Source organism: Streptomyces sp. NPDC004542 (assembly GCF_040610035.1).
Classification (GTDB): domain Bacteria; phylum Actinomycetota; class Actinomycetes; order Streptomycetales; family Streptomycetaceae; genus Streptomyces.
Genome location: NZ_JBEXLP010000147.1, coordinates 1 through 11039, shown reverse-complemented (window position 1 = coordinate 11039; position 11039 = coordinate 1). Strand labels below are relative to the sequence as shown.

Below are 11039 nucleotides of genomic sequence, written 5' to 3'. Positions count from 1 at the left end.
ACCGAACCCGCTGCCGCCAACGCCTCGGCCGCCGGGCCCTCCGCGCCCGGCCCGGCCGCGCGTTCCGCCTCCCGCCGTTCCGCGCTGCGGGCGGCCCGCCGGGTCCGCCGTCGCAACCTGGCCCTGGCCGTGGCGACGGTGAGCGGCCTCGTCGTGCTGCCGCTGGTGCTGTGGACGGTGCTCGGCTCCGGCGACGGTGCCGCTCCCGGCACGGGCGGCACGGACCGGGACAAGCCCGGAGCCGGATCCTCGACCACCAACCCGTCCTGGATCGGGTCCGGCCAGACCGCCAAGGGCACCCTGCGCGGCCGGCTGCACAACATCGCCTCCGGACTGTGCGTCGGCGTCGTCGGCGAGAAGGCCGTCAAGGGCGCCGAGACCGAGCTCACCACCTGTGCCTCCACGGCGAGCCAGCAGTGGACGTACGGGACCGACGGACTGCTGCGCAATGCCGCCGCCCCCGACCTCTGCCTCGACTCCCACCTCGGCTACTCGGTGCAGCTCGCCCCGTGCACGGCCACGACCGGCACGGACGTCCGCTACGACTTCACCCTCCAGGGGGCCCTGGTGCCCCGCGGAGAGCAGGACCTGGCGCTCGCCCCCGCCGCCACCGACGGCGCCGGCGCCCTCGTGGTCAAGACCCGCGCCGACACCGACGTGCAGCACTGGGCCATCGACACCTCCAAGCCCGACCTCCAGATGCAGAACGTGAACTGGGACGCCGACAGCACGCCGTTGCCGACCTCCACGGCCCCGGCCGTGCCCAAGTCGGCCAAGGCCCCGGCGCCGGCACCCACCCCGTCGGCGACTCCCACGACCACGAGCGCCCAGCCGACGCCGTCGAGCACCACCGCCTCCCCCGACGTGTGCGCGTACGACCCGTACTCCTGCGACGGGAACACGAGCGTTCAGTACGGCGTTGTGGGCGGATGGGGCTACGGCGGCCACGGTTACGGCTCGGGCTCGGGGTACCGCAGACACTGAGCGGCCGCGGTGAAGCGCCGCCCGGGATGATCCGGCCGAGCGGCCCTGGAAGCCCGATGAAGATCTTGCTCCGGTCGCCCGGCTCGCCCTGGATTGCCGGTAAATGTCAATCGCTGTGAACCGGTGCAAGCCGGGCGCGATTTCAAGATCTTCAGGACGCTTCTAGCGGTGGTGCGGCGGCGGGGGAGGCGGCATCGTCGTGAGGTCCGGCGCCGCCTCCGGCCACACCAGCAGCACCGGGCAGGGCGCGTGGTCGACGACGAAGCGGGCGGCGGGACCGAGGCTGTGCGGGCCGAGCCGGGCCCGGTCGCCGTCCCGGGCCAGTACCAGCAGAGCGGCGCCCTCGCAGGCGGCCACCACCTCCCGCTCGACCCGCCCGGTCCGCTCCAGCCGGACGCAGGGCCGCCCCAGCCGCTCGGCCGCCGCCCCGAGGAGTTCGGCCGCCGTGCTGCCGCCCAGGTCCTCCAGCCGGGTGCCGGGGTCCCGCTCCGGCCGGCCGCGACCGAGCAGCCCGGCGAAGGCGCCGTGCGCCACCCCCGGCACGTCCGGCCCGCTGACGTGCAGCAGCACCACCTCGGACGCCGTCGGGGCGTACGCACGCACGGCGTCCACGCAGGCGGGCCAGGTGCCTTCCACCAGCCACACGATCACACGCATTCCGCTCCGCCTCCCTCGGTCGCACCCGACTTGTCTCACACGACCTGCAGCGAACCCCAGAGTGCCACCACGGCCAGGCCCAGCGCCGTCGGCACGGCGAGCAGCCCCAGCCGGGTGAACTCCCAGAGATCCACGTCGTGTTCGTGCTGGTGCACGATCCGCCGCCACAGCAGGGTCGCCAACGAGCCCGCGTACGTCAGATTCGGGCCGATGTTCACCCCGAGCAGCACCGCCAGCACGGCACCCGGCCCGGCCGGCGCGGTCAGCGGCAGCAGGACCAGCACGGCCGGCAGATTGTTGATCAGGTTGGCCAGCACGGCGGCCAGCGCGGCGATGCCCAGCAGCGCCGGGAGTCCCGTACCGCCGGGCAGGAGGTGACCGAGCGCGTCGGCGAGCCCGTTGTCCACCACCGCCCGCACCACGATGCCCAGCGCCAGCACGAACGCCAGGAAGCCCGGCGCCGCCGCCCGCACCACCGTCATGGGTGTCGCCCGCCGCCGCAGCAGGCCCCGCCCGGCGAGCACCAGCGCCCCCGCCGTCGCCGCCCACACCGGATCGACGCCGGCCGCGGACGCCACCACGAACCCCGCCAGCGTGCAGACCACGGTCACCAGCGCGAACAGCGGCAGCCCGGGCGGCTCGGCGGTCGGCCGGGGTCCCGGGGCCGCCGCCGACAGGTCGCGGGCGAAGAACCGTCGGAACACCGCGTACTCGGCGCCCACCGCCACCAGCCACGGCAGCGCCATCAGCGCGGCGAACCGGGTGAAACCCAGCCCGCTCGCGGTGAACGCCAGCAGGTTGGTCAGGTTGGACACCGGCAGTAGCAGCGACGCCGTGTTCGACAGATGGGTGCAGGCGTACACGTGCGGCTTGGGCCGTACCCCGGTGCGGGCGGCGGTGGCGAACACCACCGGCGTCAGCAGCACCACCGTCGCGTCCAGACTCAGCACGGCCGTGATCACCGACGCCAGTGCGAACACCGCCGTCAGCAACGGCACCGGCCGCCCGGCCGCCCGCCGGCCCATCCACGCCCCGCACGCCTCGAACAGCCCCTCGACGTCGCAGAAGTGGGCGAGGACCAGCACCGCGGCCAGGAACCCGACCACCGGACCCAGCCGTTCCGCCTCGGCCCGGGCGTGGTCCAGGGAGATCGCACCGGTGGCGACGGCGATCCCGGCGGCCGGAACGGCCAGCACCGCCTCCGGCCACCCGAAGGGCCGCACCACGGCCCAGGCGAGCACGGCGACGAGCAGGACGACGGACAGGGCCTCGGCCAGCGGGGTGTTCAGGGCTCGGCCCTCCGCGGAGTGATCGACTGGTGCGCGCCCCATGAAAACAGACGAAGGTGAGAGGGCTACGACGCCCGGGTGCCCGCCCCGCCCAGTAACTCCTCCCAGCCGCCGAGCGGGGACTGCCCGGGGCTCGGTGTGCGCGGCTTGCGCAGCACGGCCGGGTCCTGCGCACACGCGGGACGCGGCCAGGAAGAACCCCGCCGCCCGGGCAGGGGCGGCAGGGTCCGGATCAGGGGGGAGGGGGGCAGGCGGGTGGGTCAGGCGCCGGTGCCGGGGCTGAAGACGGTCAGGGAGACGGACGAGGAGTTGCCGGACACCGGCACCGGGCCGGCCGTCCACTTCACCTTCAGCTGGTCCCGCTCGTCGGGCGGGGTGACCAGGAGCGCGGCGGGTGACGCCGTCTTCGCACCGCTGATCTCCGGGTTGGAGAAGGACAGGCCCGCCCAGGCGCTGCCACCGGGCTTCAGCGTGACCGTGCCGGCCCGGCCCGCGAAACGCCGGGGGTCCGGGCCGAGCTGGCTGCCGGAGGCGTTCACGAACGCGGCGCCGGGATAGCCGTGCAGCGTGCAGGTCCGGGCGGACCTGTTGGTGAGCACGACGGGGAAGTTCTCCTGTCCGGCGCCCGGGTTGTTGCGGCCGACCGCGGCGCTCAGCTCGGAGGTGTGGCAGCGGGTGCTCGCGGCGCCGTCCACCGTGCCGGAACTGCCCGTGCTCGCGCCGCCGGTCTGCTTGGGCGAGGACGGCGTGGCGGACGGGACGGCCGCGCCCGGCGATGCGGGGGCGCTGCCGCCCGCGGGGTCCGTCGCACCCGTCGAGCCGTCCGACGCGGGCGAGGCGTTGCCCGGTACCTTCCGCGGCGCGCCGTTTCCGGTGTCGTCGCCGCAGGCGCTCAGGAGACCCAGCACGGCGACCGCGCTCCCGAGTACGGCCGCTCGACGCAAGGACTGGGAGGTGTACGCCATGTCTCTCAACACTCCTGGAGGTCGTGGCACGTGCCGGTGCGGCCGCGTGCCCACGGCGCCTCGTGCGCCGTCATGAGAGTCCGATGCACGCTCCGCGGGGAAAGTTCGCGGTCCGTGCGGTTTTTCCACCCGTTCTTCCCCTCCGGTTCCGCCACCCGTCAGGTGACCCGCAGGGAGCGGAGTATGCGGTCCGTGGCGTCGCTGTGGCCGGTCTGGCGTATCTGCACGTACAGCTGGGGCTCGGCCCCGCCGCTCGCCGGGCGCAGCGCGCCCTCGCTGATCGAGCCGCCGCCCGGGCAGTCGCTCCAGGTGCGGACGCGGCCCCGCCAGGCCGCACCGGCCCAGGTGCGGCCACCGGCGTAGTGGCAGCCGCTGTGGGTGAGGGCGTTCACCTTCGCCGTGACGTCTCCGTGCCCGCTCAGGCCGACGAACAGGCCGTCCACGTCCGCGCCCGGATCCGGCCACTTCGCGAGGTCGTCGGCAACCGCGAGTCCCGGCTCGTGCCCGGAGGCCAGACCGAGGGCCCCGGGGTCCCAGCCGGCGTCGCGCAGCTGGCCGCCCCAGCCGGAGGGCACCTCGGCCACGATCCGGCCCGTGGAGTCCTGCACCCGCAGCCCGTCGGGCGCGGAACCCGAGGGGGAGCGTCCGTGCAGCAGCGTCACCGTGCCGGCGGCGGCCGCGGCGGCGAGCACCGCGGCGACCGACAGCGTCAGGACGCCTGTCCTTTTCCGCACGCCGTCGAGCCGGCGCGGCCGCGGGGGCCCGGAGACCCGCGCGGCCAGCCGGTCCAGCTCGTCGGCGAACGCGTCGGCGCCGGGCCAGCGCCACTCCCGGTCCGGCTCCAGCGCCCGCATCAGGGCGCGCTGCACCTCGTCGGCGAGGTCCGGACGCAGCCGCCGCGGGGGTACCACCCTGCCGGGCGGGCCCGGCACCGTGCCGGTCACCAGCTCGTAGCCGACCGCGCCCAGGCCGTACACGTCGGCCCGGGCGTCGATGCCCGCGCCGGGCTCGGCCTGCTCCGGTGGCTGGTACCCGGCCGAGCCGGCCGCCAGGGTCAGCCCGGACGCCTGCGCCAGGCTCTTGGCCAGCCCCAGGTCGGCCAGCAGCACCCGGCGGGTGCCGTCGGGGGCGGTGCGCAGCAGCACGTTGCTCGGCTTGACGTCCCGGTGCACGATCCCCGCCTCGTGCAGCGCCGCCGCGCTCCGGGCGGCCAGCGCCGTCAGCCGCAACGCCTCGGGCACCGGCAGCGGGCCCTGCGCCAGCCGGTCGGCGAGGGTGCCCGCGTCGGCGTACTCCATGACGAAGTACGGCCTGCCGTCCGGCAGTTCACCGATGTCGTAGACCTGCACCACCCGGCCGGAGCCGGCCTTGCGCAACAGGCGCGCCTCGGACAGGAACCGGTCGCGCACGTCGAGGCGGTGCGACCAGTTCTCGGCGAGCACCTTGACCGCCACCTGAGCCTCGAGCTGGTCGTCGTGGGCCAGCCACACCGTGCCGAACGCGCCGGTGCCCAGGCGACGTTGCAGGCGATAGCGGCCGATCCGCCCGAGGGAGTGCATACCACTATCATGCCTGCTCGGAGATCGATTCGAAGGGGGACCCGCGGTGTACGACGCGGCGCTGACCGAAGACCTCGCCCGGCGCGCCGCGGCGGGCGACCCGGCGGCCCTCGACCGGCTGCTGGCCGAGGTCCGGCCCGAGGCGGTCCGGCGCTGCGGACGCTTCCTGCCCTGCCGGGAGGACGCGGAGGAGGCCGCGCAGGACGTGCTGCTGCAGATCGCCCGGCGGATCTCCACCTTCGAGGGCCGCAGCCGCTTCAGCACCTGGCTGTACACCGTCGTCGCCAACTGCGCCCGGCAGAAGTACCGCGAGCTGAAGCGGCGTGCCGCCGAACAGCCCGTCGTCCTCGAGCCCGCCCAGCACGTCGACCCGCGCACCACGAGCGTCATCGCGGGCTCCCGCGTGGACCTGCTGGAGGCGCTGGACCGGCTGGAGCGGGAGCACCCGCACCTGGTCGCGCCGCTGGTCTACCGCGACATCTGCCAGCTGGAGTACGCCGAGGCCGCCGAGCGCGTCGGCATCCCGCTGGGCACCCTGAAGTCCCGGCTGCACGAGGCCCGCAGGCAGGTACGGCCCTGGCTGTCCGCCTCCTGAGTCACCGGTACCGCCCACCGTCCCGCACCGCCGCACCGCCGCACCGCGCGGGCCCCGCGGGTCCTACGTGTCCTACGGTTCCTCCTCGAACAAGGTCAGCTCCGCCCAGATCGTCTTCCCCTCCGCCGTGTGCCGGCTGCCCCAGCGCTGGGTGAGCTGGGCGACCAGCAGCAGCCCCCGGCCGCCCTCGTCGAAGGTCTTGGCGCGGCGCAGGTGCGGGGCGGTGTGGCTGGTGTCGGACACCTCGCAGATCAGCGTGGCCGCGTTCTGGATCAACCGCAGCCGGATGGGGTGGGCGCCGTACCGGATGGCGTTGGTGACCAGCTCGCTGACCACCAGTTCCGCGGTGAACGCGAGCTCGCTCAGCGCCCAGCTGTCCAGCTGCCGGACCACCTGCTTGCGGATCGGGGCGACGAGCGCCGGGTCGGGCGGGATGTCCCAGGTGGCCACCTGGGAGGCGGGCAGTCCCTGGGTGCGGGCGAGCAGCAGCGCCACGTCGTCGGCCGAGCCGCCCGTGGGGAGCAGGGCGTCCAGGATGCGGTCGCAGGTCTCCTCCAGCGAGTCCGCGCAGCCGGCCAGGGTCTCGGTCAGCAGCCGGTGGCCGGCCTCGGCGTCCCGGTCCCGGGACTCGATCAGGCCGTTGGTGTACAGGGAGAGCACGCTGCCCTCGGGCAGGTCCAGTTCGGCGGACTCGAAGGGCAGCCCGCCCAGACCGAGCGGCGGACCGGCGGGCAGGTCGACCTGCCGGGGCACTCCGCCGGGCGGCAGCAGCACGGGCGCGGGGTGTCCGGCACGGGCCAGCGTGCAGCGGCGGGAGACCGGGTCGTACACCGCGTACAGGCAGGTCGCGCCGACCTCGCCGGTGCTGCCGCCCTCGCCGCCCGACTCCTCCGCCAGCCGGAGCACCAGGTCGTCGAGGTGGGTGAGCAGCTCGTCCGGGGCGAGGTCGATGTCGGCGAGGGTGCGCACCGCGGTGCGCAGCCGGCCCATGGTGGCCGAGGCCTGGATGCCGTGGCCGACGACGTCTCCGACGACCATGGCGACCCGCATCCCGGACAGCGGGATCACGTCGAACCAGTCGCCGCCCACGCCGGCCCGCGCCGCGGGCAGATAGCGGGACGCGGCCAGCAGGGCGGCCGTGCGCGGCAGTGAGCGCGGCAGCAGGCTGCGCTGGAGGGCGAGGGCGGTCTCGCGCTCGCGGGAGTAGCGGCGGGCGTTGTCGATGCAGACGGCGGCGCGGGCGGTGACCTCTTCCGCGAGCAGCACGTCGTCCGGGGTGAACGGGCCCGGCCGCCGGTACCGGCTGAACACCGCCACGCCCAGCGTCAGGCCGCGGGCCCGGATGGGCACGGACATCGAGGAGTGGATGCCGAGCTCCCGCACCCGCGCGGCGCGCTCCGGGTTCCAGGTGAGCCACTGCTCCAGGCCGCCGGAGGCCGTGGAGACGACGATCGTGCGGCCCGCCGCGATCGAGTCGCCCTGCGGGGAGGAGGCCGGGTAGAGGTCGGCCTGACCCGGCTTGGCCACCGCCTCCGGGGTGCCCGGCAGCAGGGACCGGTGCGCGACCCGGTGCAGCCGGACCGGCGCGGTGACCCGGGCGGGGGGCTCGCCGCCGTATTCCTGGGGGTCGAGCAGATCGATGGTGACGAAGTCGGCGAGGGCCGGCACGCACACGTCGGCCAGTTCCTGTGCCGTACGCGTGACGTCGAGGGTGGTGCCGATCTGGACGCTCGCCTCGTTGACCAGTTGCAGCCGTTCCCGGGCCAGGTAGCTGTCGGTGAAGTCGTGGGCGGCCAGACACACCCCGCGCACCCGCCCCGCGCCGTCGGTGACCGGGGCCATCCGGGCGAGCCACGCGTGCGCCCGGCTCTCGCCGCCGGTACGCATGTAGGTCTGCACGTCCAGCGGGCGGCCGGTGGTGAGCACCCGGAGCAGGTTCCGTTCCAGGTCGTGGCTCTGCGGCCGCCCGCCTATCTCCGAGAGCCTGAGTCCCCGGACGCGACGTACGGGCAGGCCGACGACCTCGGCCATCGCGTCGTTCATGGTGCGCAGGCGCAGCCGCTCGTCGTAGACCGCGATGGCGCACGGCGCCTGGACGAGCTCGGCGTCGGCCAGCGGGTCGTCCGGTGCGGCGCCGTCGCACTCCAAGGGGGTGACCACGAGCCAGCCGTCGGGGCGGCCGTCCAGCGCCGGCCGGCGGTGGGCGAGCAGCCACACCGACACCGTGTGGCCGTCACGGTGGCGCAGGTCGAGCGTGCCGTCCCAGCGCAGGTCCCCGGGTTCGGGCGGTACGCCGTCGCCGGCCAGCAGGTTCGCGCCGGGTCGGCCCACGACCTCCGCGGCGGCCCACCCCAGCAGCCGGCGCGCGCCGCCGTTCCACTCGACGAGCGTGCCTGTGTCGTCGACGACAGCCCGCGCCGTCGCGGCGTCGTCGAACGGGTACACCGGGCTCATCGTCGGCACTTCCTCGCGCACACTCACAGTGAACAGGTGCGTCACCTGGGCTTCCAGCGTAGTGCGTCCCGTTCCCGCGCGAACTCCGGCCCGGTCACCATGCAACGCCCCTCGTCAAGAGCGGTTTCCGGCCGACCTGGTGCCCGGGGCAGGAGGACGGTCCCGCACCCTTGACGTACGTGTGTGGCTCCCCGTCAGAATCTGTTCGTTCACGATCAGTTGTGAGTACTTCTGGGCCCTACTGAGGGAGAGCCGCCATGACGGTCACTCGCCGATCGGTTCTGGTCGCCGCCACGGCGGCCCCGACGGCCGGAGCGCTCCTCGGCGCTCCGGCCGCCCGGGCCGCCGAGGCCTCCGGCACCGCCGAGGCATCCGCCACCGCCGCGGGGCGGCACACCGTCCCCCTGCGGGGCGGCTGGCGCTTCGCACTGGCCGACCCGGACGGGACCACCGACCCGACCGGCGCGTACGCGAACGCCGCCGACCCCGGGTACGACGACTCCGCCTGGCGCGAGGTCGCGGTACCCCACGACTGGAGCATCGAGCAGACCCCGACCACCGGGCACGGCACGACCAGCGGGACCGGCTTCTTCCCCGGCGGCCTCGGCTGGTACCGCCTCGCCTTCACCCTGCCGCCGGCCTGGGCGGGCAAGCGGATCTCGGTGGAGTTCGACGGCGTCTACATGGACTCCTACGTGTACTGCAACGGCACCCAGGCCGGCCGCCACCCGTACGGGTACACCGGCTTCGCCCTCGATCTGACCGGCCTGGTGCACACCGACGGCACCACGGAGAACGTCATCGCCGTCAAGGTCCAGAACCAGCTGCCGAGCAGCCGCTGGTACTCGGGCAGCGGCATCTACCGCGAGGCCCGGCTGGTGGTGACCGAGCCCGTCCACGTGGCCCGCTGGGGCACGTACGTGACCACGCCGGACATCACCGCCGAGCGGGCCGTCGTGCGGGTGCGGACCGACGTGGTGAACGAGACCGGCGAGGGCACGGACGTCCAGGTCCGCTCACGGATCCTCGACCCCGGCGGACACCAGGTCGCGGTCACGTCCTCCACGGTGGCCGTCTCCGGCACGGCCACCGAGACCCACGAGCTCACCGTCGCCCGTCCCCGCCTGTGGGACTTCGCCACCCCGCACCGCTACACCGTGGTGACCGAACTCCGCACCGCCGGCCGCACCACCGACACCCACCGCACCACCTTCGGCATCCGCTCCTTCCGCTTCGACCCCGACGAGGGCTTCTCCCTCAACGGCACGCACACCAAGATCAAGGGCGTCGACCTCCACCACGACCAGGGCGCCCTCGGCGCGGCGATCAGCATCGACGCGGTGCGCCGCCAGATGACCATCATGAAGTCGATGGGCGTCAACGCCTTCCGCACCTCGCACAACCCGCCCTCGCCGCAGATGATCGAGGTCTGCGAGGAACTGGGCATCGTGATGATGGTGGAGGCCTTCGACTGCTGGAGGACCGGGAAGACCAGGTACGACTACGGCCGGTTCTTCGACGAGTGGTGCGAGAAGGACGCCACCGAGATGGTCCTCGCGGCCCGGAACTCGCCCGCCGTGGTGCTGTGGTCGATCGGCAACGAGATCCCGGACTCCACCTCCACCGCCGGCCTCGCCATGGCCGACCGGATCATCGGCGCGATCAGGGCGGCGGACGACACCCGGCCGCTCGTCATCGGCTCGGACAAGTACCGCGGCGTGCCCGCCGCCGGCTCCGCCGCCGACCTCATGCTGGCCAAGCTGGACGGCCTCGGCCTCAACTACAACACCGCCAAGTCGGTGGACGCGCTGCACGCCAGGTACCCCAAGCTGTTCCTGTTCGAGTCCGAGTCCTCGTCCGAGACCTCGACCCGCGGCAGCTACCAGGAGCCCGAGCACCTCAACACCGGCGAGAACCACACACCGGGCCGGCGGGAGGTCTCCTCCTACGACAACAACCTCGCCTCCTGGACGATGAGCGGCGAGTACGGCCACAAGAAGGACCGGGACCGCAAGTGGTTCGCCGGGCAGTTCCTGTGGTCGGGCATCGACTACATCGGCGAGCCCACCCCGTACGACGTCTTCCCGGTCAAGGCGTCCTTCTTCGGCGCGGTCGACACCGCAGGCTTCCCCAAGGACATGTACCACCTGTTCCGCAGCCAGTGGACGGACGAACCGATGGTGCACCTGCTGCCGATGACCTGGAACCACGCGCCGGGGGACACGGTGGAGGTGTGGGCGTACGCCAACGTGCCCTCCGTCGAGCTGTTCCTCAACGGAAGATCACTGGGCGTGCGGGAATTCGACACCAAGAAGACCACCGACGGCCGCACCTATCTGGAGACCACCGAGGCCACCGGCGACGACAAGACCTTCACCGGCGGCCCCTACCCGGGCAGTTACACCAGCCCCAACGGCAGCGCGGGCAAGCTGCACCTGACCTGGAAGGTGCCGTACGCGCCCGGCGAGCTGAAGGCCGTGGCCCGGCGGGACGGCAAGGCGGTCGCCACCGACGTGCTGCGCACGGCCGGCGCCCC

At 73.9% G+C, this 11039-nt stretch carries 8 protein-coding genes; 3 read left to right on the top strand and 5 right to left on the bottom strand.

What is annotated here, in order from left to right; translation table 11 throughout:
• The coding region (locus tag ABZX30_RS36805; RefSeq protein ID WP_355942432.1) for an RICIN domain-containing protein at nucleotides 1-984 on the top strand (984 nt) is incomplete at its 5' end.
• Nucleotides 985-1146: 162 nt separating this feature from the next.
• Here ABZX30_RS36805 and ABZX30_RS36800 read toward each other — a convergent pair.
• From ABZX30_RS36800 to ABZX30_RS36785, 4 genes are all read right to left on the bottom strand, one after another.
• The gene (locus tag ABZX30_RS36800; RefSeq protein ID WP_355942429.1) at nucleotides 1147-1641 is read right to left on the bottom strand and encodes a universal stress protein; all 495 of its coding nucleotides are present in this window, start codon (nucleotides 1639-1641) and stop codon (nucleotides 1147-1149) included.
• A 35-nt stretch (nucleotides 1642-1676) separates the two neighbouring features.
• A complete protein-coding gene (locus ABZX30_RS36795) occupies nucleotides 1677-2972 on the bottom strand; it encodes an arsenic transporter (RefSeq protein WP_355942426.1) in 1296 nt (431 codons plus the stop codon).
• Nucleotides 2973-3190: 218 nt separating this feature from the next.
• Nucleotides 3191-3895 (bottom strand): DUF4232 domain-containing protein, encoded by a 705-nt coding sequence (locus ABZX30_RS36790; protein WP_355942424.1) that lies wholly within the window; start codon nucleotides 3893-3895, stop codon nucleotides 3191-3193.
• A gap of 158 nt (nucleotides 3896-4053) precedes the next feature.
• Nucleotides 4054-5454, bottom strand: coding sequence for a serine/threonine-protein kinase (locus tag ABZX30_RS36785; RefSeq protein WP_355942421.1), 1401 nt, complete (start codon nucleotides 5452-5454; stop codon nucleotides 4054-4056).
• A 46-nt stretch (nucleotides 5455-5500) separates the two neighbouring features.
• Here ABZX30_RS36785 and ABZX30_RS36780 point away from each other — a divergent pair, with 46 nt between their 5' ends.
• On the top strand, nucleotides 5501-6049 hold the full coding sequence (locus ABZX30_RS36780; RefSeq protein ID WP_355942419.1) for an RNA polymerase sigma factor: 549 nt from the start codon (nucleotides 5501-5503) through the stop codon (nucleotides 6047-6049).
• A gap of 72 nt (nucleotides 6050-6121) precedes the next feature.
• Here the strand turns inward: ABZX30_RS36780 and ABZX30_RS36775 are convergent, their stop codons facing one another.
• Nucleotides 6122-8503, bottom strand: a complete 2382-nt coding sequence (locus ABZX30_RS36775) for a SpoIIE family protein phosphatase (RefSeq protein ID WP_355942416.1) — start codon at nucleotides 8501-8503, stop codon at nucleotides 6122-6124.
• 257 nt (nucleotides 8504-8760) lie between these two features.
• Here ABZX30_RS36775 and ABZX30_RS36770 point away from each other — a divergent pair.
• The coding region (locus ABZX30_RS36770) for a glycoside hydrolase family 2 TIM barrel-domain containing protein (RefSeq protein WP_355942413.1) at nucleotides 8761-11039 on the top strand (2279 nt) is incomplete at its 3' end.

Coding starts and splice junctions, on each gene's coding strand:
- ABZX30_RS36800 (WP_355942429.1), bottom strand. CDS start 1,641: ATGCGTGTGATCGTGTGGCTGGTGGAAGGCACCTGGCCCGCCTGCGTG.
- ABZX30_RS36795 (WP_355942426.1), bottom strand. CDS start 2,972: ATGGGGCGCGCACCAGTCGATCACTCCGCGGAGGGCCGAGCCCTGAAC.
- ABZX30_RS36790 (WP_355942424.1), bottom strand. CDS start 3,895: ATGGCGTACACCTCCCAGTCCTTGCGTCGAGCGGCCGTACTCGGGAGC.
- ABZX30_RS36785 (WP_355942421.1), bottom strand. CDS start 5,454: ATGCACTCCCTCGGGCGGATCGGCCGCTATCGCCTGCAACGTCGCCTG.
- ABZX30_RS36775 (WP_355942416.1), bottom strand. CDS start 8,503: ATGAGCCCGGTGTACCCGTTCGACGACGCCGCGACGGCGCGGGCTGTC.